The organism is Halomonas sp. NYA30, from assembly GCF_976980765.1.
Window position 1 is genome coordinate 1,458,992 of record NZ_OZ334477.1, and the last position, 26,052, is coordinate 1,485,043.

The 26,052-nt window shown below is 55.2% G+C and carries 18 protein-coding genes; 14 read left to right on the forward strand and 4 right to left on the reverse strand.

Features of this window, described 5'->3' with window-relative positions:
• Positions 1–185 precede the first annotated feature (185 nt).
• Positions 186–1,127 carry a hypothetical protein gene (locus tag ACWI0H_RS06660; protein ID WP_485875636.1) on the reverse strand — a complete coding sequence of 314 codons (942 nt, stop codon included), beginning with the start codon at positions 1,125–1,127 and terminating at the stop codon, positions 186–188.
• Positions 1,128–1,416: 289 nt separating this feature from the next.
• Positions 1,417–1,950: a transcription/translation regulatory transformer protein RfaH gene (gene rfaH / locus ACWI0H_RS06665; RefSeq protein ID WP_336269486.1), complete on the reverse strand. Its 534-nt coding sequence runs from the start codon at positions 1,948–1,950 to the stop codon at positions 1,417–1,419.
• A 197-nt stretch (positions 1,951–2,147) separates the two neighbouring features.
• Between rfaH and ACWI0H_RS06670 the strand changes: the two genes are divergently transcribed.
• From ACWI0H_RS06670 to ACWI0H_RS06730, 13 genes are all read left to right on the forward strand, one after another.
• A complete protein-coding gene (locus ACWI0H_RS06670; protein WP_485875638.1) occupies positions 2,148–3,905 on the forward strand; it encodes a type I secretion system permease/ATPase in 1,758 nt (585 codons plus the stop codon).
• The gene (locus tag ACWI0H_RS06675; RefSeq protein WP_336269484.1) at positions 3,902–5,278 is read left to right on the forward strand and encodes an HlyD family type I secretion periplasmic adaptor subunit; all 1,377 of its coding nucleotides are present in this window, start codon (positions 3,902–3,904) and stop codon (positions 5,276–5,278) included. The genes ACWI0H_RS06670 and ACWI0H_RS06675 overlap by 4 nt, the downstream gene beginning before the upstream one ends.
• Positions 5,278–6,777: a TolC family outer membrane protein gene (locus ACWI0H_RS06680; protein WP_485875641.1), complete on the forward strand. Its 1,500-nt coding sequence runs from the start codon at positions 5,278–5,280 to the stop codon at positions 6,775–6,777. Before ACWI0H_RS06675 ends, ACWI0H_RS06680 begins: the two co-directional genes overlap by 1 nt.
• 58 nt (positions 6,778–6,835) lie before the next feature.
• Positions 6,836–8,164: an undecaprenyl-phosphate glucose phosphotransferase gene (locus ACWI0H_RS06685; protein WP_485875643.1), complete on the forward strand. Its 1,329-nt coding sequence runs from the start codon at positions 6,836–6,838 to the stop codon at positions 8,162–8,164.
• Positions 8,165–8,348: 184 nt separating this feature from the next.
• Positions 8,349–9,785 (forward strand): mannose-1-phosphate guanylyltransferase/mannose-6-phosphate isomerase, encoded by a 1,437-nt coding sequence (locus ACWI0H_RS06690; RefSeq protein ID WP_336269481.1) that lies wholly within the window; start codon positions 8,349–8,351, stop codon positions 9,783–9,785.
• Positions 9,786–9,837: 52 nt separating this feature from the next.
• Positions 9,838–11,010, forward strand: a complete 1,173-nt coding sequence (locus tag ACWI0H_RS06695) for a glycosyltransferase (RefSeq protein ID WP_485875645.1) — start codon at positions 9,838–9,840, stop codon at positions 11,008–11,010.
• A 14-nt stretch (positions 11,011–11,024) separates the two neighbouring features.
• The gene (locus ACWI0H_RS06700) at positions 11,025–12,206 is read left to right on the forward strand and encodes a glycosyltransferase family 4 protein (RefSeq protein ID WP_485875647.1); all 1,182 of its coding nucleotides are present in this window, start codon (positions 11,025–11,027) and stop codon (positions 12,204–12,206) included.
• 52 nt (positions 12,207–12,258) lie between these two features.
• Positions 12,259–13,161, forward strand: coding sequence for an ABC transporter permease (locus ACWI0H_RS06705; protein ID WP_485875649.1), 903 nt, complete (start codon positions 12,259–12,261; stop codon positions 13,159–13,161).
• A gap of 10 nt (positions 13,162–13,171) precedes the next feature.
• The gene (locus tag ACWI0H_RS06710; protein ID WP_485875651.1) at positions 13,172–14,416 is read left to right on the forward strand and encodes an ABC transporter ATP-binding protein; all 1,245 of its coding nucleotides are present in this window, start codon (positions 13,172–13,174) and stop codon (positions 14,414–14,416) included.
• A 57-nt stretch (positions 14,417–14,473) separates the two neighbouring features.
• The gene (locus ACWI0H_RS06715; protein WP_485875652.1) at positions 14,474–16,123 is read left to right on the forward strand and encodes a class I SAM-dependent methyltransferase; all 1,650 of its coding nucleotides are present in this window, start codon (positions 14,474–14,476) and stop codon (positions 16,121–16,123) included.
• Positions 16,120–17,175 (forward strand): glycosyltransferase family 4 protein, encoded by a 1,056-nt coding sequence (locus tag ACWI0H_RS06720; RefSeq protein WP_485875654.1) that lies wholly within the window; start codon positions 16,120–16,122, stop codon positions 17,173–17,175. The genes ACWI0H_RS06715 and ACWI0H_RS06720 overlap by 4 nt, the downstream gene beginning before the upstream one ends.
• Positions 17,172–19,751, forward strand: coding sequence for a glycosyltransferase family 4 protein (locus ACWI0H_RS06725; RefSeq protein WP_485875656.1), 2,580 nt, complete (start codon positions 17,172–17,174; stop codon positions 19,749–19,751). Before ACWI0H_RS06720 ends, ACWI0H_RS06725 begins: the two co-directional genes overlap by 4 nt.
• A 393-nt stretch (positions 19,752–20,144) precedes the next feature.
• Positions 20,145–21,917 (forward strand): DUF4214 domain-containing protein, encoded by a 1,773-nt coding sequence (locus ACWI0H_RS06730; RefSeq protein WP_485875658.1) that lies wholly within the window; start codon positions 20,145–20,147, stop codon positions 21,915–21,917.
• Between the two features lie 867 nt (positions 21,918–22,784).
• On the opposite strand, the gene ACWI0H_RS06735 is transcribed toward ACWI0H_RS06730, so the two are convergent.
• The gene (locus ACWI0H_RS06735; RefSeq protein WP_485875659.1) at positions 22,785–23,483 is read right to left on the reverse strand and encodes a SapC family protein; all 699 of its coding nucleotides are present in this window, start codon (positions 23,481–23,483) and stop codon (positions 22,785–22,787) included.
• Positions 23,484–23,545: 62 nt separating this feature from the next.
• Entirely contained in the window at positions 23,546–24,247 is a 702-nt protein-coding gene (locus ACWI0H_RS06740; RefSeq protein ID WP_485875661.1) for a hypothetical protein, read from the reverse strand.
• A gap of 249 nt (positions 24,248–24,496) precedes the next feature.
• Between ACWI0H_RS06740 and ACWI0H_RS06745 the strand changes: the two genes are divergently transcribed.
• Positions 24,497–26,017: a hypothetical protein gene (locus ACWI0H_RS06745; RefSeq protein ID WP_485875663.1), complete on the forward strand. Its 1,521-nt coding sequence runs from the start codon at positions 24,497–24,499 to the stop codon at positions 26,015–26,017.
• Positions 26,018–26,052 lie beyond the last annotated feature (35 nt).

Sequence of the window (26,052 nt, forward strand, 5' to 3'; positions counted from 1 at the left end):
CTACCTTGAATGATGAAACAGTGAAGGTGAAACGCTATCGAAATCATTTCGATAGATTGCACAAGCTGCCAGGGGCAGCTCGAACAATGCGGTTAGGCATTCGGTGATATGCCTTTTTATTAACGATACCCATGTCAATTTCTCGATATGGTATTAGCAACTCAGTGCTGCTTTGCTAATTGGCGTTAACGCTGGCGTATATAAGTGTTTTCAGGGTCCAGCCAACGTGAGCGCGCCGATGAAGCTGATGAACCCGGTTGGTTGGGAGTAATAGCTGGTTGGTTGGGAGCCACTGAGAGGCGCACCGCGACCAAGTAACTGCCATTGCTTCCCGCTACTGCTTTGGGGTCGCCTAGCTGCTGGCGTGAGCCATCCGAAAAAGCTGCTTCCCCGTTTAATTGGTAGTTACTCGCCTCAGGGCCGTTCAAGCACACGGCTAGCTGCGTAATCGGTGTGGCTTTTTGCCGTGTACCCAAAAATTCGTCGTTTTTAACCTGCTGTGTTGCTTGGCCTGCTTTACAGCCTGCCACCACGGTGACTTCATCTGGCTTTTGCGGCCATATCACTTGGAAACCTTCCAGGCGCGCCTTGCTTTCCGGGTCGCCCAACCATTCACCGGCGCTAACGCGGACATCACCTTGGCGCTCGACGTGGCCCAGCAACGCAAACTGCTCAGCGGCTGCCTCAGTGATGGGCGATGCCTTCGCTGGAGTGGCGCGCTCACTAGGCTGACTGTTCGTGCTTGGCTGGCTATTCGTGTTCAACTGCTGATTCAGTGGCTCAATGCGCCAATGCACATCAACGTTGTCAGTCAGCGCACGTGGGGAATATTTGCTTACCGCCAACACGGCATCGCCGCTCTTAACATTAAGCAGTAGGTAATCACCGGGAGAGGCGAGCGTTTGGTTGGAAATGTGCTCGGGGCTGACGAACTCGATTAACCCTCTCATCTGAATAGGTGCTTGACTGAAGGCAAGCGGGATGTTCGCCCGTGCCGCCGTAGACGATTCAGCGGGCTCACCTTTGACGTAGGTGCCCAGGTACCTGGCGGTGTACATGCCGGGGGGCAACACTTTCAAGGCAGTTTTGACGCTAATGGCATTATTGAGGTCAAGCTGACGAGACATAAAAGGTACCCAGTTGCAGTGCAGGTCTTACTTAATGTGGTAATAGCAAATGCCACAAGAGGACATCTGTTCGCTTGCGGATATTCTAATTAAATAAGTCAAGAATAAAGTTTTTAATACTTTGTGCTGTTCATCTTAATCGAAGTGGTGCCAATTTACTCATTATTGGCTTGTTTGGCTAGGCAAGAGGGAGCGTTCATCCAGTATTGCTACAAAAAAATACATAGCGGTAAGATATTGCTTACACATTTGTAAGCAATATCTTACAAAGTAAAGTTTTTAGCTTGAATCAAGGCCTAGGAGAGATGTCTCCTAGCGATACTTCTATTCGGTGAGTGCGGTTTAGCAGTTCGATAAGCACCATGGCCCGCTCCTCGCCTTTTTTTTGATTGAATAGCGCTTGGCTGAAGACGGCTTCTCTGCCTGCAAAGGGGCCGGTGTCAACACTCACCGTTTCGCCGGGCAGTATCAAAGGATGATGATTCCCAGGGGAGTCAGTGTGCTGAGTGTGGTGCTGTAGGGCGGTGATTAGCTCGTCGGGCACCTTGGCAGGCGCAAGGCCAAAGCTGACCAGTTTAGCCACCCCCCGTGTAGAGCGAATGGGGCGCCAGTCACTATTGGCTTGGTCAAGGCGTATAAACAGGTAATAGGGAAAGAGAGGTTCTGTTATCCACTGTAAACGGCCTTGGCGCTTTTTGCGCAAACGAAGCGTGGGGTGAAATATCTCGAACCCTTGGTTTGCCAAGTTATCAGCGGCACGAAAAGACTCGCCTCCCTTGCACTGAACGGCATACCATCTGGCACTTGTTTGCTTCTGCTCCATTACGCTTAGTCCACCACTTAAGGGATCGTTGTTGATGTGTTCAGCATATAACTTTCAATTAGTTGGGTATATATTGTAGTGCTTTAGGTCGTTTGAAAGGGCGGTTAAGCGGCCTACCCCCTTTGGTGCAGTTCTGTTATGCTGCGGCGATTAATTTTCTGCGCTTGACGCCTCTTCGATTCAACGGTGGACCCTCCATGGCAAAGCAACAGGAAGCAACGGATTTGCAGCGGGCATTAAAAGCTTGCAAAGGTTCGTTCGTATCGGTGGGATTTTTCAGTATGTTCGTCAACTTACTGATGCTTGTTCCCCCCTTATATATGCTTCAAGTTTACGATCGGGTGCTTTCTACCCAAAGTGTTGACACCTTGTTAATGCTAACGCTGGTTGTCGTATTCCTCTTTATGATTATGGGGGGACTGGAGCTAGTGCGTTCGCGTATTTTAGTGCGCGTTGGCAACAAGCTTGACACTTCCATTAACGAACGCCTCTATAGCGCTATGTTTCGCCGTAGTTTGGTGGCGCAGGGCGGCCAAAGCGCACAACCCTTGAGTGACTTGACCAGCCTGCGCCAGTTTTTAACCGGTAATAGCCTGTTCGCCTTCTTTGATGCGCCCTGGGTACCCGTTTATCTTGGTGTGCTCTTCCTGTTCCACCCCTGGCTTGGTGTGTTTGCTACTTGCGCGGGCCTCATTTTGCTCGGGCTGGCCATCGCCAATGAGAAAGCCACTAAAAAGCTGCTCGCCGAAGCCAATAGTGAGCATATTCAGGCGCAAAACCTCGCCAACTCTAATCTTCGCAACGCTGAAGTGCTGCATGCCATGGGTATGTTGCCGGGCATTATGGGCCGTTGGTCCAAGCGCCATCATGAATTCTTGTCTAAGCAGTCTCAGGCCAGTGATAGAGCAGGCGCGTTAACCAATACGTCGAAAGTTATGCGTATGCTTTTTCAATCGCTCATTCTTGGCTTGGGGGCGTTGTTGGTGCTGCGCGGGGAAATGACCCCTGGCATGATGATTGCTGGCTCTATCTTGATGGGCCGTGCACTGGCACCTATCGACCAAATGATTGGCGGTTGGAAAGGCTTTGTCAGCGCACGCGGTGCTTATGAGCGCTTGAATGAACTGCTGACGCAGATCCCCGGCGAAGATCGCAAAATGTCGTTGCCTGCTCCGCAAGGGGTGGTGGCACTGGAAGGCGTCGCCGCGGCTCCGCCTGGGTCGCGCATGGCGACCATTCGTGGCATTAACTTCAGCGTTCCTAAGGGCGAACATGTGGGCATCATAGGCCCCAGCGCTGCCGGTAAGTCCACTCTGGCGCGCGTACTGTTAGGCATTTGGCCTTCGCAAGTGGGTGATGTACGCCTGGATGGCGGGGTGATTACCCAGTACAACCGCGACGAAATCGGGCCTTATATTGGTTACCTGCCCCAGGACATCGAGCTGTTCGACGGCACTATTAGTGAGAACATTGCTCGTTTTGGCAACATAGACCCGCAGCAGGTAGTAGAAGCTGCCAGAAAGGCGGGTGTTCACGAAATGATTTTGGAATTGCCCAACGGTTATGACACGGTCATTTCCTCCACTAGCGGTGCGCTTTCCGGTGGGCAGCGTCAGCGCGTTGGTTTGGCGCGTGCCCTTTACGGTAAGCCGGTACTGGTGGTATTGGATGAACCTAACGCCAACCTGGACGATGCCGGCGAACGTGCCCTGGCCATGTCGATCGCCCAGATGAAAGCCGAAGGGACGACCCTGTTTGTGATCAGCCACCGCACCAGCGTGCTCAAGAATATGGACAAGCTGCTGGTGATGAAAGAAGGGCAAGTCAGCATGTTCGGGCCGCGCGACCAAGTGCTGGCCCAGTTTGCCAAAAAGCCGCGTGAGCAAGTTAGTCAGCAAAGCGCTGCCCGTCTCTCAGCCATCTCCGGTGGCCGTGGCAGCGAGGAGAAATCATGAGCGACGAAAAACGCAATTTGCCCTCTTCCGAGATCGACGTCACCCCCAAAGGGCCTATGACGTTTGATGGGGAGGCCAGTGAAAAGCTGCCCACCAGCGACAAAGGCTACCGTAAGCTGGGGTATGCGATCCTGTTTATTGCGCTAGGTGGTTTTGTGCTATGGGCGTCCACCGCTTCGCTGGCCATTGCCGTGGTAGCGCCGGGCAGCGTGTCGATCGAATCGTTCAAGCGTACCGTGCAGCACCTGGAAGGCGGTATCGTTGAGCAACTACTCGTAGAAGATGGCGACAAAGTGGAAGCGGGTGACACTCTGTTGGTATTAAGTGATACCCAGGCTGGTTCCCAACTAGCCATTGCCCGCTCCCAGTACTTGATTAATCGTGCCATGGAAGCCCGCTTGCTTGCCGAGCAGGAAGGGGCTGAAATGATGGAAATACCCGAGGATATTCAAAACACCGACGACCCGCGTGTTCAGCAGATTATCGCGGTTCAACAAAGCCTGTTCGCCGCGCGTCGCCAGTCGCTTAAAAGCACGCTGGAATCGCTAGATGAGCAGATCGTGCAAATGCGCGAGCAGATCGATGGGCTGGAAGAGCGTATCGATGTGAATACCCGCCGTATCAGCTCTCTTCGTTCAGAAGCTGAAGACTTTCGTTCGCTTTACCGTGAAGGTCTGGGCGATAACCAGCGCCTGCGTGAGCTAGAGCGCCAAGTACTTCAGTATGAAGGCGATAACGCCGAGTTCCGCGCCAATATTGCCCAGCTTCGCTCGCAAATTAGCGAAAACCGTATGGAGCGCGAAATTCAGCAGCAAGAGTTTCAGAAAGAAGTCGGTGAGCAACTGCGCGACGCGCAAGCGCAAATTGCCGAAGCGGAAGAGCAGATTATTTCTCTGCAAGACCAAGTGAACCGCGCGGTGGTGACTGCGCCGGTTTCAGGTACTGTGGTGGGGCGTCAAGTACACACCATTGGCGCGGTTGTTCGTGCTGGTGACACCATTATGGATGTGGTGCCTTCCAATGATGGTTTTGTCGTTGAAGCACGCATCCCGACGCGTGATATCGACAATATTTATATCGGTCAATTTGCTGAAATCCGCTTTAGCGCCTTCAATCAACGTCTCACCGATGTTATTGATGGCGAAGTCATTCATGTCAGTGCGGACAGCTTTGAAGACGAGGCGACGGGCGAAGAGTACTACCGTGCTCGTGTACGTGTGACTGAAACGGGCCATGAAAAAATGACCGAACAGATGCAGCTGCTCTCCGGCATGCCCGCAGAGGTGATGCTTCGCACCGGTGAGCGCACCTTTGCCAGCTACATTGCCAAGCCTATCACCGATATGCTGTCGCGTGCCCTACGAGAGGATTAATGTCCAGGATGTTGCTGCCTAAAACCATCAAAATGGCTCCGCTCGCACTAGCTATCATGTTAGTCAGCCAGCCATTGTACGCCCAGCAAGACGTACCCGCAGATGCGCAAGCACTGGCCGAATACGAAGCCCTTGAGGCCACAGAACAGTCGGCTAGTGGCCAACAGTTGCCCTCGCTACCTGAGCTATTTGTACGCGCGTTAGAAAACGACGCGGAACTCTCAAGCCAGCGTTTCGAGGTGGAAGCTACGCGGGAAGAAATTGCCTTGGCTCGCTCGCAGCTATTACCGCAAGTGAGCGCTTCGGGTGGTTATCTATGGCAAGACTCCACCAATATTCAAACGGTGGAAGAAATAGATCAGTTCGGCAATACGCAGCGTCCTGGTGAGATTGAAGAACAATACTGGCAGCTCCAGCTACAGCAGCCCCTGTTTAGCCTGGAGCGTTGGCGTGGGATGGATGTAGCGGACGCCCAGGTAAGTGCTGCTGAGTTACAACTGGCAGTGGTCGAGCAAGACCTGGCGCTTCAAGTCACAGAAGCCTATGTGCAAGCCTATTTAGCAGCGCAGCGGCTAGGGCTTTTAGAGTCGCAGCAAGAATCCTTAGAGTTACAAGTGCGCCAAGCTAGCCGTGCGTATGATCTGGGGATTGGCAACCGCGTTGACCTTTTGGAGGCACAATCACGGTACGACCAAGCCATTTCAGATGCGGTTGAAGCGGAAAACGAACTCGATAACGCTTTAAGCGAGCTTGAGCGATTAACCGGCACAATGCCTACGTTTCGCGATGTAGCTACGTTAGGCGAATTGGCTGACCTGGAAGTGGAGCGTGACTTTGGCGGTCAGGACGGGTGGTTGGAAAGAACCGGGCAAAACCTGAACGTGCTACTAGCCCAGCGTGAACGGCAAATCACCGAGGCCGATACCAGCACACGGCGCGCTGGTTACTATCCCGAAGTTAATCTCAATCTAAGCTATTCAGACCGGGTCAGTGACGATGAAGTGCGTGAAAGCGAAGACTACCGCGCCAGCGTAGAAGTCAGTGTGCCGATTTACCGGGGTGGCTACACCAACGCCAGCGTACGCCAAGGTGAATTGCGTATTAAAGCAGGCCAAGCGGCGGTAGATAACGAGCAAAATCTAGCGGTACAAGAAGTGCGTACCCGCCTGCGCTCCTTGAATGGTGGCGTGCGTCGTTTGGAAGCATTAACTCAAGCGATTAGATCCAGCGAGCTATTCCTGCAAGCCGCAGAGCGTGGCCAGCAGTTAGGGCTTCGTGACCTGGTTGATGTGCTCGACGCACGGGCAAGCCTGTATGACCAGCGCATTCAGTTTGTCGATGTGGTCGGTAACTATGTACTTGATCGGTTAGCGCTAGAAACGGCTGTGGGTGAATTAAGCAGCGATGATTTAGCTGACATTATGGTCTTGCTTAATTCCATGTCAGAACAGAGGGCGATGACAGACCTGTCCGCTAGGTCGAATGAGACGGCAGGGTAATGGTTAGCGCATGGCCGTATTGAAAGGGACACAGACAAACGATTGGCTTAGACGTGCTATGCGCTGTTTTGATGCTGGCATCGCGATGCTGGTATCGCTCGTCACCCTCTGGGCTATGCCACATATCAATGCAGAGGGTGATGATTACCTCTTTCTCATTGTGATCGGCAGTTTAATCCTACCCGCCGTTGGCGAATTAATGGGTCTTTATCAACCCTGGCGTGGGCGTAGTTTATACACCATGCTCGGGGTTTATGTGCTCAGCTGGTTGGCGGCCATCGGCGTTATCAGCCTGCTGCTAGTGGCTACCCATACCACACAAAGTTTTTCACGCCTGTGGATGGGGGTTACCGCCTTAGCAGTGCTGTTCTCTGGCAGCTTGGTGCGTGCCGCTCTCTATGCCTATCTACGGCATGTGCGCGCCACTGGGCGCAATTTGAAAAATGTGCTGATCATAGGGCAGCCCGATAACGTCGGCCTGCTTGTGCAGCGCGTCAACGATTTGCCTCAGGCCGGCTACGTTATCGTCGGCAAGCACTTGGATACTGGTGACGCAGCGTTTATGAATAGCATGGCGGCGTTTGCCATTCAAAATACGTTTCAGCGTCAATTTGATGAAATTTGGCTAGGCTACCCATTGGTAGAAGGCGCACGGGTGCGTGAGTTAATGAGCCTCTTAGCCGGCATCCCCACGACTATCCGCTTTTTCCCTGACCTGCCGGATATCCGCCTGCTTAACCACCGCATTGCCCAAGTGGCCGGTTTGTATTCTTTAGAGCTGAACCACACTCCTCTTAATGGCCCTATGCGGGTCGTCAAAGCGTTGGAAGACCGAATTCTTGGATTGGCGCTGTTTGTAACCTTTTTGCCCGTCATGCTGGCAGTGGCTGTTGCTATCTTCTTTAAGATGGGTCGCCCAATCCTGTTTAAGCAAGAACGCCACGGGTTAGATGGTAAGTGCTTTAAAATCTATAAGTTTCGCACGATGAAAAAACATGAAAGCGCCACGACACAGCAAGCCACGCCTGCTGATCACCGCATTACGCCGCTTGGCAGCTTTCTGCGCCGCACCAGCTTGGATGAACTTCCCCAGCTTTATAATGTCTTGCAAGGACGCATGTCGCTGGTCGGGCCGCGCCCCCACGCCATGGACCACAACGATCATTACAAGGATCATATTGAGATCTATATGCAGCGTCACCGGGTTAGGCCCGGCATGACGGGCTGGGCGCAAGTTAATGGACTAAGAGGCATTACGGAAGATGTCAAACTGATGCAAAAACGCGTCGAATACGATCTCTACTACATAGAAAAATGGTCGCTTGGTTTCGATCTGAAGATTTTAGCCATGACCATTACACGTGGCTTTATTAACACCCAGCCTTAGAGCAACGATGTCCTGCAGGGCCTTGTTATCAGTGTATGGCAATAGGTACTTAGTCAATAAGTACTTAGACCCAGGTACTTAGGCAATAAGTACTTAGATATAAGTGCTTGGTATGCTTAGTCATAAAGGCATTGTCATAAAGGGTGTGTAGTAACGTCAGTGAATTAAGCTTCAAGGAGGAAATATGATTTTTCCGGTAATTTTATCCGGTGGTTCTGGTTCCCGGCTATGGCCAGTATCGCGTGAGCACTACCCAAAGCAGTTTTTGAACTTGCACAAAGATGATCGCAGCTTGCTACAAGAAGCAGCGCAGCGGCTGAACAATGTCGAAGGCACCGGCACGCCGCTAATTGTCTGCAATGAAGAGCACCGCTTTCTGGTTGCCGAACAGATGCATCAAATCGGCCTTAAAGATACCCAGATTATTTTAGAGCCGTGCGGTCGTAACACCGCGCCTGCGCTCGCATTGGCGGCACTCGCTGCACAAAGTGAAGACGCAGAGCTGCTGGTGATGCCTGCTGACCACGTCATTAAAGACGAGATCGCCTTTGCCAAAGCCGTTGCCAAAGGCAGCGAACTGGCCAGCCAAGGTAAGTTAGTCACGTTTGGCATTACGCCCAATATGGCGCATACCGGTTACGGCTACATTAAGCGCGGTAGCGCCCAGGGCGCTGGTTACAACGTTGATACGTTCGTAGAAAAACCTGATCAGGAACGTGCTGAAAGCTACCTGGCAAGTGGTGATTACCTATGGAACAGCGGGATTTTTCTGTTCAAAGCCAGCGCTTACCTCAACGCCCTGCGCCAATACGCGCCGGATATTCTTGATGTTTGCGAACGTGCCTACGCTCAGCGCAGCGAAGACCTGGATTTTTTACGGATTGACCAGGAAATTTTCGCTCAGTGCCGTAGCGAATCCATCGACTATGCGGTGATGGAGCACACCCAAGAAGCGGCGGTTGTGCCAATGGACCCAGGTTGGAGCGACATTGGCGCCTGGGATGCCGTACACGCACTGAAAGCCTCTGAAGACCAAGTGAACGGCAACGCCATACACGGCGATGTAATGCTGCACAATACTCACAATAGCCTGATCCACAGTGAGTCGCGCCTAGTGGCAGCGGTGGGTGTTAACAATTTAGTGATTGTTGAAACCGATGACGCCGTGTTGGTAGCCGACCGCCATCAAGCCCAAGACACCAAGCTCATCGTCAATGCACTGAAAGCAGCAGGGCGCAAAGAGTCCACCTCCCATAAGCGCGCTTACCGCCCCTGGGGGCACTATCACACCATGGTGCTAACCGACAGCTTCCAAGTGAAGGAGATTGTGGTTAATCCCGGTGCCAAGCTCTCGCTACAAATGCACCATCACCGTGCCGAACACTGGGTGGTTGTGAAGGGCACCGCCCGGGTGACCCAAGGCGAAGGGCATGGCGATTTGAGCAATCTAAAAAGCTTTTTGCTGTCCGAAGACGAATCCACCTACATTCCTCTGGGAACGGTGCACCGTCTTGAAAACCCTGGTGTCATACCGCTACACCTGATTGAAGTGCAAACGGGCTCCTATTTAGGGGAAGATGACATCGTTCGTTACAATGATGACTACGGACGCTGCCAATAAAACGGCTGTGGGCCACAACGTGCCGTTTCATTGTTAGGGTTAAGCGTTTTACATGAGCATAAACAATCAACTAACAGCCATGCACGACGAATATCGCACATGGCGAGTTGTCATTGTGCATGACTGGTTGGTGGTCAACGGTGGGGCCGAGAAAGTACTGGCAGCCTTGTTAAAAGCCTTTCCCCAGGCGGATGTCATGACGCTGGTGAATTTTTTGCCAGCGTCAGAGGCCAACTGGCTGGCCCCCCATCGCATTATCACCAGTCACCTGCAGCGTATGCCCTTTGCACGCCGCTATTACCGCCACTATTTGCCGATGATGCCTTACGCCGTCGAGCAGTTCGATGTGCGTGGGTACGATTTGGTGATCTCCTCAAGCCACGCGGTGGCCAAGGGCGTGATTACCCATCCTGGCCAGCAGCATATCTGTTATTGCCATACCCCGATGCGCTACGCCTGGGATATGAAAGAAAACTACCTGGAAAATGCTCGCTTCCGTTTGCCACTGATGGAGGGTTACGTCAGAAAAACGCTCAAACGGCTGCGTCAATGGGATTACTTTGGCGCTACCCAGGTCGACCACTTTATTGCTAATTCGCACAATGTGGCCCAGCGTATTCGCAAATATTACCGCCGAGAGGCGAGTGTGCTATATCCACCAGTGGATACGGAACAGTTTGTATTCAATGCAGGCCCGCATGACGACTACTATGTGGCGGCATCAAGGCTGGTCCCGTACAAACGGCTGGATTTAGTCATTGAAGCGTTTAAAGCCACGCCGTATCGGCAGTTGAAAATTGTCGGTGATGGGCCAGAGTATGACCGTTTACTGGCCCTGGCCGAAGGTCATGCGCATATAGAGCTGCTCGGTTATCAGCCAAATGAGCAGTTAACCGCGTTGATAAGCCAAGCCCGTGGGTTTATTTTTGCCGCTGACGAAGATTTCGGCATTTTACCGCTAGAGGCTCAAGCCTGCGGTACCCCCGTGATTGCTTACGGCAAAGGCGGTGCGCTGGAAACAGTGAAGGACATACGTCATGGCGACGCCGCCACGGGCGTGCTGTTTGATCAGCAAACCCCGGCCAGCCTGCTCGCGGCGCTTGACGTGTTTGAAGGGCACCATTTTCAGGCCCAGGCCTGTCGGCAACAAGCCGAGCAGTTCAGCTATGCGCATTTTTGGCAGCGCCTACATAGTCTACTGGGTGAGGTAAAAAGCGCTGAATAGCGCGAATATTGTTCATGCATATTATTGTTAATTTACAGCCGTTGCTGACTCCGCTAACGGGGATAGGCCACTACACTCGCGAATTAACCCGCGAACTGCTTCAGCACGACTCGCTCAGCCTGGAAGGGGTAACGGGCCGCAAGCTGGAAACCTTGACGCTTGAGCATCCGCTGCTGCAAACCACCAATGTCGCTGGCCAGCCACGTACCGAGCGCGACCATCTTGCCTGGCAACTGGCGCGGCGCTATTTACGCAACAGCCTGACACGCAAAATGTACCGTTGGTTATGTTCCCAGCGGCTGCAGTACAACATCAAACATCCAGATGCGCTCTACTGGGAGCCCAATTACGTGCTGTTGCCCTGGCAAGGGCGCAGCGTGGTCACGGTGCACGACCTTTCCCACAAGCGCTACCCAGAGCACCATCCCGCTGAGCGCGTACGGTTTCTAGACCGTCACCTTCCCGAAAGCCTGCAGCGTGCTACCCGTATTAACGTCGTGTCGCAATTCACCGCCGATGAACTGCAGGAACTGCATGGCGTTTCACCTGAGCGTATCGATATTGTGCCGCCCGCGGTCGCCGAGCGGTTCTTTCAACCGCCCAGTGATGCCATCACCGCAGACCTACGCCAGCATTACCAACTGCCGCCGCGCTATTTATTAAGTGTCGGTACGCTGGAACCACGCAAAAACCTCGCCACGGTGCTGGAAGCCTTTGCCAGCCTGCCGTTTGCACAGCAGCAAGCAACGCCACTGCTGCTAGCGGGCATGCAAGGCTGGGGCAGCCAGGTTTACTCTGAACAGGTGCAGCAGGCCTTTTCTCGTGGCACTATTCGCCGCCTTGGCTATGTCCCCACGGATGACCTGCCGGGCTTATACGCCTTGGCGCAAGGCTTTGTGTATGTCTCGCTGTATGAAGGTTTCGGCATGCCGGTCGTTGAAGCGATGGCGGCTGGAACGCCGGTACTCACCGCCAACACCACCGCCACCACTGAAGTGGCGGCAGGCGCTGCCCTGGAAGTCGACCCGCTGGACAAAGACGCCATCCGTCACGGCCTGCAGCGGCTAATGGAAGAGACCCACGACACCTACATTGCCGCCGGGAAAGTGCGTGCCCAGCAATTTACCTGGCAACGTTCCGCCGAACAGCTACTGGCCTCTTTTAACCGTGCGGCGAGTGAACGTGCAAGCAAGTAACGAGCACGATGAAACGGTCGAGAAGGGAAGAGCCATCAATGAAGAGTCATGAATGATTAAGCGTATTTACCAAAAGTTATTTGGCGCAGGGCCCGCTAACGAGCAGGGCGTTCCCCGCTATAAGCAAACCCGCGTGTACCAACGCCTGCGCGCCAACCCTCAGCTGCGTGCTATTCGTCATAGCCTGCCGTTGATATTGCACCTTAGCCGACAAGACCTGGTGGAGCGCCATACCGGCTCGGTGTTGGGTGCCACCTGGACCTTTGTCTCGCCGTTGATCAACATCCTGGTCTTCGTACTGGTGTTCTCAAGCATCATGGGCGCTAAGCTTGAAGGCTTCGGCGCCGAGATCGATCAGTACGCCTACAGTATTTACCTGATTTGCGGCATGTTGGCCTGGATTTCCTTCGCCAACAGCCTGGGGCGGATCACCAATCTGTTTAAAGACCAGAGCCATCTGGTCACCAAAGTGAATGTCTCGCTGCTGGCGTTGCCGCTTTCAGTACTGCTGACGGAAACCGTGATTTACATCATCGGCATGGTGTTCTTTGTCGGCTTCCTGCTGCTGGTGGATTTCCCGCTTTCTGCCTACTGGATTTTTGTGCCGGTGATTTACGCCTTGCAGTGTCTATTTGTTTACGCCCTGGGCATCACGCTTGCGGTACTGGCGGTGTATCTCAAGGATATCAAGGAAGTGGTCACGGTCGTGCTGCAGGTCTGGTTCTGGGTAACGCCGATTGTGTATGTCATGGAAATCCTCCCCGTCTGGGTGCAGGGGGGCATGCAGTTCAACCCCGCTTTCGTGTTGGTGGATGCCTATCGCAGCCTCATCATGCGCCAGCAATTGCCGGATCTGTTGCCTATTTCGCTGTTTGCCATCGCCGCCTTTGGGCTCCTGGCGCTAGGGTTATGGCTGTTGGGCCGTACCGAGCGCGACCTGCGCGACTGTTTGTAAGGAGGCAACAATGATCGATATCCAAGGGCTCAACAAAACCTTCAAGCTGTTTCACCGCCCCGCCGACCGGCTAAGAGAAGCGGTGACAGGCCGGGTACGCCACGACAGCTACCACGCGCTAAAAGATATCTCGTTCCAGGTGGCCCCCGGCGAAGTGCTGGGCGTACTAGGGCGCAACGGAGCAGGGAAATCCACGCTGCTCAAATTGTTAACCGGCGTGTTGATGCCCGACAGTGGCCAAATCCACATCGACGGGCGCATCACCGGCCTGCTGGAGCTGGGTACCGGTTTCAACCCGGAGCTCACCGGCCTGCAAAACATCACCGCTAATGGCTTGATGCTGGGCATGAGTCATGAAGAACTCGACCAACGCCGCCAGGAAATTATCGAGTTTTCCGAGCTGGGCAACTATATCCAGGAACCGTTGCGCACCTACTCCTCTGGTATGACCATGCGGCTGGCGTTCTCTATCGCCATTCACGCCGAGCCGCGCTGCTTTCTGGTCGATGAAGCGCTCTCGGTGGGCGATGGCTATTTCCAGCAGAAGTGCATGAAGCGCATTCGCGAGTTTAAAGAGAGCGGCGGCTCGATCCTGTTCGTCTCCCACGACCTTAACGCCGTGAAGATGCTTTGCGACCGCGCCCTGGTGCTGGAAGGCGGCAGTGTGGTGTTCGACGGTGACGCCGACATCGCCGTGAACCGCTACAACCGCATTATGGCCCGCCAGGCCGAAGAGGAAGAGGGCCGCCACTTGGACCGCCAGCATAGCGCCTACGGCACCGGCGAAGTGGAAGTGACCACCGGCAGCGTGGCAGGGCAGGAGAGCCACAGCACCACCATTTCCAGCGGTGAAATGCTCGATATTGATTTGCAATTGAGCGCTCATCAGGCCGTTGGCGATATTACCCTGGGCATCATGGTGCGCGACCGCTTCGGTCAGGATATTTTCGGCGCTAACAGTTTTCAGCTGGGGCAAACCCTGCACCTGGAAGCCGGTAGCGAGCATCGGGTTCGCCTTGGCCTTCAGGCCGACATCGCCCCCGGCAAATACACCATCACCATCGGCGTGCATAGCCGCGAACACCACTTGGAAGCGTGTTACTGGTGGTACGACAGCTACCTGCAATTTGAAGTGGCCGGTTTCAAGCAGCACCTGTTTTCCGGCGTATGTCGCTTACCGCTCACCCTGGAAACCCTGCCCGCCGCGGCGCCCAGTGCTGCGCAGCAGTCTGAGCAAGCCCAGCAGCCCGAATAAGTGCAGCAGTGTGAGCAAGCGCAGCAGCCGAAGCCCGAATAAATAGGAACGCCATTCATGACCAAGACATTCGACGACATTGACAGCCTGATTGGCCGTTTGAAGGCCGTGGCCCGCCAGCACGAACGTCAGCATGGCACCCAACCGCCGCCCTTCGCCTACCGCGATCGCCTGGGCGAGCTGCTGGACGAACGCCACGACCCTGCCAAAGTAAGCGACCCCAACCACCCGGCGCTGGAAGAGTTGGTGGCCGCCAGCCACCGCGACGAAGTGTTCCTGCAACGCGTTTACCGCGTGTTGATGGACCGCGAAGTGGACCAGGAAGGCATGAGCCACTACCTGAGCGTGCTGCCGCGCACCGGCAGGCTTTATGTGCTGGCCGAACTGCTTTGCGCCGATGAAGCCCAAGCTTCGCTGGCTCAGCGCGGCGCTGTTATTCCTCGCCGGGGCATGCTCACGCTGCCGTTTCGTATCGTTGGGCGGCTTGGGCCGCTGGGGCGCGTGCTGCGCCCGTTAATGCGGTTGAGTTATCGGATTGTCGGCGTACTGCTGCGCCCCCGCTTCAAACTGCTGGAACGCATTTTCGAACTGGAAGACAACGAACGCCAGCGTGGCGCCATGATGCGCGATGTGCTGCTGGAGCTGGACGGCGAACTGCAGCGCCAGGAACATCGCCTGGGTCAGCAAGCTGAACAGGCCCAGCAGCACACCAACTCGCTAAAACAGCACGCCAGCACCCTGGAGCAGCACGCCCGCCAAAGCAGCGAATTCGCCGAGCGGCTAAGCGAGCAGGAGCGCCACCAGCCTGCGCTATGGAGTGCCTTGCAGCACCATCGCCGTGCCATTGAACGGTTGGTCAACCCGGTCGCAGGCGAGCAGATCGAGCTGGAAGAGGCACAGTGCCAGCAGCTCGACCAGCAGCTGTTCGATGCCTATTACCTCGCCTTTGAAGACGCCTGCCGCGGCAGCGAAGCGCAAATCCGCCGCCACCTGGATAACTACCAGCCCCAGTGGGAAGCCGCTCGGCAAGCAGGCACCCGCGCACTAGATGTTGGCTGTGGCCGTGGCGAATGGCTGGCACTGTTAACCGAACAGGGCTTTGAGCCCCACGGTGTCGACTTCAACATTGCCATGATTGAACACTGCCGTGAGCGCGGCTTTGATGTCACTCACGCCGATGCGGTCAGCGTGATGCGTACCGAGCCGGAAAACAGCCATGCGCTCGTCAGCGCGTTCCACCTGATCGAGCACCTGCCGTTTGGTGTGCTCTACAGTCTGGTCGACCAAGCCAACCGCATTCTGGCCCCAGGCGGCGTGCTGATTCTGGAAACCCCCAATCCCGAAAACCTGCTGGTGGGCAGCCATACGTTCTACCACGACCCCACGCACCGCAACCCGATTACGCCCACGGCTATCTCCTTCCTGCTCACCTACCTCGGCTTCAGCGATGTCGAAGTGCGCCGCTTCAACCCTTATCCGGAAGAAGCCAAGGTGCCCGGCGACGACCCGCTCACCGCCCGCGTCAACGGCCACCTGTGCGGCCCGCAGGACTTCGCGGTAATCGGCCGCAAGGCTGCCCCCCGTCTTGAAACTGAGCAAGTTGAAGCGACGCAAGTTGAAACGACGCAATCTGAGGAAGCGACAGTCGAAGCAACGCCAACCGAAGCAACGCCCGCTGAAGACACGCCGGAGGAGGGCACGCAATGAGAATACTGCTAAACGCCACTCTGGTACCGTTTATGCGCGGTGGCGCGGATTACCATATTGAAGGTGTGGCCAAGGCGCTGCGAGAGCACGGGCACGAGGTCGAGCTGCTGAGGCTGCCGTTTCGCTTCAGCCCCGAAAGCGACATCCGCCACCTGATGGAGTATGTCGACAGCCTGGACATGAGCGCCCCCAACGGCGTTACCATCGACCGCGCCATTAGCCTGCAGTTTCCCGCCTGGGGGATTACCCACCCCGAGCACACCGTGTGGGTGATGCACCAGCACCGCGCCTGTTACGAGCTATGGCAAGACGGGCCAGGGAAAGAGAACGAAGCCACGCCGGAACAGCGTGAGCTTAAAGACGCCGTTCAAGCCTTCGACAACCGCCACCTGAGCAATGTCCGGCGGCTTTATGCCAATTCCCAGCGCGTGGCCGAGCGCCTCAATCACTACAACGGGCTAGACGCTGCGCCGCTTTATCACCCGCCGTTTGGTGCAGAACACTTCCGCTGTGAAGAGGAGTGGGGCTACGTGTTCTGCCCCAGCCGTCTGGAAAGCCTCAAGCGGCAGGACCTGCTGATTGAAGCCGCCCGCCACCTGAAAAGCCCGGCGCGCATCATCATTGCCGGGGAAGGCGGCCAGCGCGAGCGCTATCAGCAGTTGATCCAGCGCCACGGCCTGCAACAAACGGTCAAACTGGTCGGGCGCTTTACGGAAGCGGAAAAGCTCGCCTGGTACGCCCACTCGCTGGCGGTGTTCTTCGGCCCCTTCGATGAAGACTACGGCTACATTACCCTGGAAGCCATGCTCTCCGCCAAGCCGGTGATTACCTGCCGCGACAGCGGCGGCCCGCTGGAGTTTGTCGAACACGAAGAGACCGGCTGGGTGGTGGAGCCCGACCCGCTGGAGATCGCCGCCGCCATCGATGCCGCCTGGGAAAACCGCGCCCGCACGGCGGAAATGGGCCGTGCCGGGTATGCGGCTTACCACCGCGCTGGCATTAGCTGGCAACAAGTGGTCAGCACGCTACTGGGCGAGGGGGGCGGGGCATGAAGATCGCCCTTATCGCCCCTAGCGGTGTGCCGTTCGCCGTCGGGGGTGCAGAAAAGCTCTGGTGGGGCCTATTGCACCACACCAACCAGCTCAGCGACCACCAGATGGAGCTGATCAAACTGCCCTCCGCGGAGCGCAACTTTGCCGAGCTGATCGCCAGTTACCAGCGCTTTAGCGAGCTGGACGTGAGCCATTTCGACCGGGTGATTTCCACCAAGTATCCCGCCTGGATGGTTGCCCATCCGGACCACCATCTCTATTTGCAGCACACCTTGCGCGGGCTTTACGACACCTACCCATGGCCCGAACTGGCCGCCGCCGACCCTTTTACGCCAAAGTCCTGGCCCGGCGAAAAAGGCCAGAAGGCGATTCGCCTGCTGCGTTACCACCCGGAACTCACGCGCCTGCGCCGCCTGCTGGCCGCCACGCCAGAACGCGCTCAACTGCCTGAGCTGTTCGCCTGCCTCAAGCGGCTGATGCACGGGCCGTGGCTGCCCCAGGCCGCCAGGGAAGGGCTGTTTGCGTTTCCTGGCCCGATCAGCCGCGCAGTGATTCATCACCTGGACCGCATTGCCACCGCGCCTAGCGAGATCACCGCTTACCACGCGATATCCCTTAACGTGACTAGGCGGGCCGACTACTTCCCCCAAGAAGCGGCGGTGAAGGTGATTCATCACCCGTCAGACCTGCCGCCCCCGGCGGATTTTCCCGTTAAGGTGGAAAGCGACGACTCGGCGGCGCAGGATTACCTGTTTACCGTCAGCCGCCTGGATGGCCCTAAACGGCTCGACCTGCTGGTGCGCGCTTTTCTACTCACCGACGTAGCACTGGAACTGCGCATCGCCGGTACCGGCCCCATGGAGGCCGAGCTGAAGGCTCTGGCCGCCGACGACCCACGCATTCGCTTTCTCGGCTTTGTGCGCGACAGCGATGTGGCCGCCCAGTATCAAGACGCCCTGGCGGTGCCGTTTCTACCCTATGACGAAGATTACGGCCTGATCACCGTGGAGGCGATGAGCGCCGGTAAACCGGTGATCACCACCAGCGATGCCGGTGGCGTCAACGAGTTTGTACGCCACGGCGAGACCGGCTGGTGCGTAGCACCCACCCCCGAGGCGCTGGCCAAAGTCATTACCCAGGCCGCGGAAGACCGCCCGGCCACCCGTGCCATGGGCGAGCACGCCCGCCGTGCCGTGGCCCACGTCACCTGGCCCGACACCGTGCGCGAGTTGATCACCCATCCCGGCCAGCCCAGTACCACCTCACTTGAGCGCTTTCCTGTCGTGACGCCCGACGTAGCTAAGCCAGATATAGCGACGCCCGACGGTGATGCCCAGGGCGGCGGGGCAGGCGCCCACTGGCTGGTACTCAATACCTACCCGGTGTACCCGCCCATGGGCGGCGGTCAGAGCCGCATGTTCCACTTCTACCGCCATGTGGCTTCCGAGCTGGGTATCCGCGTCACGCTGCTGGTGCTCGCGCCCCCCGCCAGCCATGCCGCGGAAAGCCAGGAGCAGTGCCGCGAAATCGCCCCCGGCCTGTTTGAGCACCGGGTGCCGCTCAGTCGCAGCCAGGCACGCCAGCAGCAAAGCCTGCAGGCTGCCATGGGCGTACCGGTGGACGACATTGCCGCCATTCAAGGCTGGCGCGAGAACCCGCGCTTTATCGAACTGCTGCGCCACTACGCCGAGACCGCCACCCAGGGGGTATGCGCCCACCCGTATCTGGTGCATGCGCTGCGTGAACACCTGGACGTTACGTGGTGGTACGAAGCCCACAACGTGGAAACCGACCTCAAGCGCGCCATTCTGGCCAAGCCACTAGCGCAAGAAGACCCGCAGGCGCTGCAGGCCATGGCCGAGGTGGAAAACGCCGAACGCCTTGCCTGTGAAGAGAGCCAGCAGGTGCTGGCCTGCGCCGAAGGCGATCTGGTCACCTTCCGTGAACGTTACGGCCTGCCCGCCGAGAAAGGCTGCGTGGTGCCTAACTGCGCCGATTTAAGCGCACTGCCGTTTATTGATATGGCCACCCGCCACAAGTGGCAGGCGCGCCTGCAGCAGCACCGCCCGGTAGCGCTGTTTCTGGGCAGTTGGCACGGCCCCAATTTGGAAGCCGCCGAGTTCATTTGCCACCAGCTGGCCCCGGCCTGCCCGGACGTGGTGTTCTATTTAGCCGGTAGCCTGTGCGACCACCCGGACTTTCGCTACCTGCCGCCCAGCAATGTGCGCACGTTGGGGCGGGTGAGTAACGCGGAGCTGAGGGTGCTGCTGGCCAGTGTCGATGTGGCGCTGAACCCGATGTTCTCCGGCTCGGGTAGCAACCTGAAAATGCTCGACTACACTGCCAGTGGCGTGCCGGTATTGACCACGCCGTTTGGCAACCGCGGGTTGGATTTTACCCCGCAGCAAGTGTGGCTGGCGGAAAAAGATGAATGGCCCGCCGCCCTGAAAGCGCTGCTGGCAAGCGAGCCGGAAGCGCGGCAGGCGAAAGTAGCTGATGCACGTCAACGAACTGCGAACTGCTTTGACTGGTCGGTGGCCGTGCATCGCATCGCTAATTGCGACATTCAGGTTTAGCGACTATGATGCGTTCATGCGTTTGTGAACACAGTTCGAAAACTTATTAAGCAGCGGGTTAAATGAAAGAGCATCAGCGCTTATAAGGCTATATTACTGGTTCATGACGCCGCTTAGCGTGGCATACTCCTAAGATATGTTACGCTATGTCGTCTAAGGTAATTTGCGTAAAACATAAGGCACTATCATTGACTTGTCATGATTCTGCCCTATACATTAACCGCGTAGCCTAGTGCGAAGGAGGTAAGATGAGCAAAGGAACCCCCACTCATTGTATCCACCCCGCTGAATCAACAGGGCAACGCATAAGCTTCACCTTGAGCGCTCAAGGTAATGAAAGGCCCGTCACAACTGTTTGTGGCGGCCACTGTAAAGCAAGGAGACTATAGTCCCATGGCAACACAAGAAAATCTCAATCGTGTACAAGAACTTTATGTCGCCTATTACGGCCGTCCTGCTGATTCCGAAGGTCAGGAATACTGGGCAGACCGTCTAGAAGCAGAAGGCGAAGGCGCTATCATCAACGCCTTTGGCAACTCTGAAGAGTATGCCGCTCTTGCTGAAGGCCAAGGCAACGCTACACTGGTAAACGAAATTTACCTGCAAGCGTTTGATCGTGACGCTGATCCGGAAGGCCTGGCTTACTACACCGGCGTTCTGGCTAGCGGTGAAAAAACCTTGGCTGAAATCGCGCTAACCATCACCAACGCTGCGCAAGGCATCGATCGGCAAACCTTCAACGCTCGCGTTGAAGCTGCCGCTGCTTACACTACCGAGTTTGGCGCTGCTGAAGACTACGATCTGGAAGCTGCTAAAGCTGCCATCGAAGAAGCTAAGCCGGGTGTAGATGCTTCAGCGCTCACTGAAGCACTGGAAACTTACCAAGCTGCAGTAACAGCTAAGTCTGAATTCTTGGAAGAAACCGCTGAAGTTGAAGCAGTAGCTGATGAAATTGTTGCTGCCGGTGATGAGCCTACTGAAGAAGAGATCGAAACTGCTGTTGGTGAAGCAGTTGATACTTCCCTGGCTACTCTTGACGGTGCTAACACCTCCAAGTACACCAGCTATGACCTGACTACCGCTTCTCCAGAAGCTCTGGCTCAGATGATCTCCGACATTGAAGCAGATCTGGCTAAAGAGGTTCAGGATGCGCGTGACGAAATCGCCGATTCTGATATCTCTGGCCTGCAGACTGCCTTGAATGCACTGGTTTCCGCCCAAGGCCGTTACGTGTCAGCGGTTGACGAAGAAGAAGAAGCTGATCTTGATGCGCAGGGTGAGCTGGCCAAGGTCATTGCTCGCAATGCCCCGACGCTTGATAATGCTGACTTCTTGGTTGCCGATGGTGACTTCAGCGATTTAGCAGAAGATGACGTTGTAGCAACTACTGATGGTGCAGTTGCAGCTGGTGACGGCTCTAACGTTCTCATCGCAGTTGGCGCGAATGGTCAGTTGGTTGCGGGTGACGGCGCTGATGGCGTGGATGGCTTTGCCGCTCTGCTATCTTCTGCTCAGGCATACGTTGATGCTAATGTTCTGCTCGAAGGCCGTGAAGAGTCGCTTGTAGAAGCTGCGAACCGCGTCGTTGATACTGAGTCTGGTACTGATGGTACTGGTACCTTTGCTGTAGCAGCTGATGTGTTGGATGCTGACAACGACATCGATACTACAGTATTCAATACAGACGCTCCGCTTGCTGAAGACTTCCTCGCAGCCATGCAGAATGAAAATGCTTTCGCCTCTGCTCTGGAAGAGTATCAGGCTGTTAAGCAGTTGGCCGATACCCAAGAAGGTCTGAACGACGAGCTGGAAGCCTCTGTTGACGCTATCGAAGAGCTTGGCTATGAGCTCGGTGATGACGTAGGTACCGAAGCCAGCGATCTGTTCGTCTTCACTGGGGATGAAATGGAAGTCGACCTGTTTAATGAAGCAGGCGACGATCTGCTGTTCATCGGCACTGATTTTGAGCTTGGTGCAGACATCGAGAACGGCAATGACGCTGCACTGGAAATCTTCTTCACTCAGCAAGGTGATGACACTGTTATCTCCGTAGAAGAAGTAGCTTTCGGTTCTAACGCCTCTACTCCAGAAGTGGTAGAAATCACTCTGGCAGGTGTGAACGCTGAAGACCTAAGCTTCAATGACGGTTACGTTGCCGTTGCCTAAGCTCATCTGAACTAGGTCATAGGGGGAGGGCAACTTCCCCCTTGTTCCTTTGAAGTCATCGGGTGGTGAGGTACAGGCCGCCTGATGCAGTAAGCGCTAAACCGCTTACTTGCCCAAAAAAAGTAACACCAAAACCCCTGGCCTTGGCTGGGGGTTTTTATTGGCTGCTATTTGAGTAAAGGGATAATTGATACGCGCTTGAGAAAACCATTCGCGGTGGAGTGTAGGCCCGTTATTTTCTCAGTAGGTATCATCCATACCGCACGACGTTGTGAGCTTTCTCTTATGAATTTGTAAGCCATATCGCCAAAATGGGTAAGCAATAGCTTACAAAATGGTAGGGTAAAGAGGTTCTTTCCGGTGGTTGCTAGGGTGAACCTGGATTCGCCCCGGAAAACGGGGGAAGTATCTTTTATTGTGATGAGGAGTTGAGCGTTGATGTCGATGATTAAGGTAAGCACCGTGTTGTTGTTAACCACCATACTAAGCGGCTGTGTGCCGTTCGTGCCGATTATTTGAGCTGTATTTCAAACCGCATTTTACCCAACATGCCTTAACTCCACCCCGCAGCGGGGTTTTCTATGCCGGTTATCTCGCCAGCGTGCGTAAGCCATCGCTGACGATGTTGTCAGCTATTTCGCAAAAGCGTGTAAGAGATGGCTTACAAAAAAGCAAAGAAAGCGCTCTGGTGGGGCGAAGTGAGGCAGTGACCTTCCTAAGCGCCCGATGTGCTGCGCTGCTTGAGAGCGGGGTAATAGTCACTAGACGGTGCGTGCATGTGACTTGTCTACGCCAGGGGTCACACTAAGCGGTTGTGAGCTTCCCTGGGCGCGTAGGCGCTTTATTCTCTAATACGGCCAAAATAACTTACAAGCAAGATGACTGTTTCTGAAACTCCTCATCGTCATCACCATAGCGGTTAGGTGTCGTAAAGGATAAATTTTCCTGAGACACCGCTATTCTGTCGGCCATCATCATAGCTTTACCCGCTAAGGTGCTATCGAGTGCTTCCAGGCGTTCAGCCAAGCCCTCCATGCTGACTTGGTATACATCGAGGGGTTGGCCTAGATGCTCTATGCGGCGAGCAACAAGGGCATCAGCACGGGTCAATAGCGCTACTAGGGCATGGGTGCGTTCAATTTCTTGCTGCAGCTTTCTAAGGCGCAGCATGACATCACATAGATACTCTGTCGGTTCCCCTGTGTTGTTAAACATGCGATAGCCCGAATTATTAGACCAATGGGAAGTATTAGGCTCGACCCATACGGCGTCATAGACAATCGGCTTACCCTCGCTGTCTATCCCCAGGCTTTCCGTGACGAGGGAGAAGGGATAATTCTGCCATAGATGCGGCGTATGCCCCGCAAACGGGTCGTGGGTCTCGGTGGGCGTTACCAGCGCTAGGGGTAACTTCCCAGGCTGCCTAGGGATCACTATGGGTAGCGCATCGGCCAGCGGCATAATGTCAGCAGCGACAAGCTCTATCAGCGAAAAGGTAGCCGCGTGGGAGCGGTTGTCGATGGGGGAGAAACGCTGGTAGAAATGCTGTCGTGCGCTAATAAACATGAGGGAATCCTTGATAGGTGAGTAGCGCTTCAAAGCCTGAGCGCTAAGGCGTTACGTTAGCGCTAGGATACACTGTCCCGCTGGGTTCGGCGCTCTCGCAGGTTAAGCCTATTCAGGCGAAGCAGCCTTAAATCAGGTAACGCTTTCATGATTTCCTTCTCCCGCGTGGTCAGTAGCGACTCATAGACAGGGCGTGTGTCGTCGCTAAGTTCTTTCTCGTCACAGGGTCCTATAAGGGCCTCAAAGCAGCATCGCTGGCAGAGTTCGTCGGCTAGCGTGGTTAATAAGGCCTCTATGAGACGGTTACGGGCACCTTCTTTTTGATGATACGCCGCTTTCATATTTTTTAGGGCTTGCTTGTGTTCCTGCTCCGCTTTGCGCACTTGTTGATTAGCGCGCTCTTCGACACGTGCTGCATCGCTAATGACTTCTCGCAGGGTTTGTGCCTGCGACTGTTGCCGCCCCTTCGCCATTGCCGCTAAGTCTGCCACGACTTGCTGAGGTAGTTGAAAAGAGAGCTGTTGACCGTTTTTTTCCCGGTACTGTTTTTGACGCCACGAATGACGCATTTTTCTAAGTACTTCCCGAAAGCTAGGGTCGTGCGTGTGGGCGTGTAAGCGGGTGGCTAACCAGTCGTCATCAAACGGGATATCTATCTTGTATGTGAGCCGATGCGACTGCTCCCGTTTCGCTAAGTAAAGCTTAATCCATTCTTCCTGTTCGCGATTGCCTGAGTCAATCCAGGCGGTCAGTGACTCGCTCATTGCGTGTGCCTTAAGGGTGGCGATAAGAAACGGCCATCAAGCAAGTGGCGGCCAATGACGGATCATTATAGTGGTCATCCAAACTGGACAATACCTGTGATTATACTTGTGATGTTACCTGTGATTATGCCTGAAGGGATAAGTGGGTAATACATGTGATGTTGCATGTGATCATACCTGTGATATTTCCCCTGTTATATAGGGTGCTACGCGTACTTAAATGTTATTTATTCAGGTATACTGCGCGCTATGGAAACGCGCTTACTCTTTTATCAAGACAAACATTTATCCCCTGAAACGCGCTGGATGCTGTTGAAATGGTCGCAATTTTTTGGCTTAGACGTCAGTGTCACGCTTCCATTCCGCGAGCTTTTCCAGCCACTCGGGATGACTCAGCGGCAGGGCAATCGCTCGCTAAAAGAGCTTAAGGAAGCTGGGTGGGTAACCACGTCACCGGTGAAGAAAGGGCGTGGGCGCCCGCTAACCGAGTACCATATTGACGCGTCCTTACCTCTTCAGTTATCGCGTGTTTTGGTACCCGCTATGCCACACCGGCCGGAAGTCGAACGGTTACTGGCGATCTACGCAGCGGGGGCACTCTCCCTCTCACCTGGCGCTAATGCACAAGCGAATGACTATGCATCCCCGGCGACTCGTTGGTTAATGGCCGTCCTATGGGCGCATGCTGTGTGGCCGGGCATCGTGAACAACCTGAGTTATGGGCGCTTGCGGTCATTAACCGGTATGAGCGCGAGCGGTCTCAAAAGCCAGTTAAAGGGCCTCAAGGCCAGTGGTCTAGTGACACAACCTCAGAGAGGTACCTCAGGCAACGCGTTGGGTAAAAAAATGCCTTCCGTGTTTGTGCTTGATCTCACTCATCCTCGCTGGGGTCTGGGTGATCGTTTGAAAGTGGAGCTGTTATTACTGCCACCCGAGAAGAAAAAAAGTGGCCTAATAGACAGCTGCGTCGATGCGCTCTTTGTGGCGGCCACCCTTATTAATGACGCAACTATAACGCCCGAGGACGCAACCATGTTTCGCCATGCTAGGGCCTTGTTGCCCAGCCTGCGCTATGTTGAGCCGGTCGCTGACTTACTCGTACAACACTACGATCCACCTACCGTGCGGTGGTTGTGTGACCGCCTACCGTACTATGCGCTTCAGCTGCTATCCCACGAATGGGACTCCCTTAACCAATCCCCCCTTACCCCTACTCAGCTGGCTGAACAGTTGCTCGACACCATCAAGCAGGATTTTCAGGACGTCTTTATTTGGCCCGAACAAGGGGATCGGGATAACGAGACGAATGAACGCGCTGCAAACGCGCCTGCCGGGAAAGCTTTCGACGATACTCCCCAACGCGACGACGTCGTTGATGGCTCGCCAGCGATGCTGTTGATCTTTGCCTTGGCGCATCACTTAGCCTTGAAGCTAAAAAAGATGCTTGAGAACGCAATGCATGGAAAAGAAAACGGCCACCTCACTAATCTACGCTTTTGCCTGGTACCCATTGAGTATAAGCAGCAACAATATTGGTGCCTTAGAGGCTTTCTTCCCCGTACCTCCCGCGAGTTATCGCCCATTAAAGCAAGCGGTCGCCTCAATGAAGTCGGCTGTGACCTGGCAGGCTGGTTGTATACCCGCCTGTTGCCCCAGGCAGCTCCTTGTCAGACAGGTGAGGAGCATGCCAGTGAAAGTGCCGAGGGGACGAGCATCAAGAAGCCCCTCACATCGCTTCAGCAAAAGATACCGCCATTTTCCCTTACTTGAGTCGTCGATATCTTTTGCCAAAGCACGTCGATAAG